Source organism: Helicobacter sp. MIT 01-3238, from assembly GCF_003364135.1.
Classification (GTDB): Bacteria; Campylobacterota; Campylobacteria; order Campylobacterales; family Helicobacteraceae; genus Helicobacter_B.
The window spans coordinates 1-500 of sequence record NZ_NXLN01000067.1 but is presented as its reverse complement, the minus strand read 5'-3'; the positions used below and the strand labels follow the sequence as shown (position 1 = coordinate 500).

General features: G+C 36.4%; 1 protein-coding gene. It reads right to left on the bottom strand.

The genetic code is table 11. The features are described 5' to 3' along the window. A partial coding sequence (locus CQA40_RS11400) for a hypothetical protein (RefSeq protein WP_181882942.1) occupies window positions 1-500 on the bottom strand: 500 nt, incomplete at both ends.

The window sequence follows — 500 nt, the reverse complement described above, 5'->3', positions numbered from 1 at the left end:
TTGTGCTTCTTTTTGAGCTTGCTTTTGTGCTTTTTTCTCTGCTTTAGTTAGTTCTGGTTTTTGAGATTTGCTAGCTTGGCTAGAATCTTTAGCAGGTGTCTTAGCTAGTGGAGTAGATTTTGCATTATTTGCACTATCAGCCTTAGGTGCTAGGCTTGTAGCTCGTTTATTGTTTGTAGTTGTTTGGTTGCTTGTAGGAGTAGATAGAGTTTTTCTTGCGTTTTTGTTTTTTAGCTTTTGGTATCGACTAGATTGTCTTGTAGCTCTATTGCTATCCCCCCCAAACTCATACCCTAGTAGCATTCCAGCTTTTAGAATGTAGGGTTTGCCCTCTATTATATCTAGCACTCTATCGACAAACACTCCACCTATATCAGCATTTAGATACAATCTGTTATTGTTTCTTTGCAAAGGAAACTTTTGAGAAAACACAAAGCTAGCAGAATATATAGCATTATTAAAAAATGTAGTGTTTTTATAGTGTGCTCCATTACCCAAAT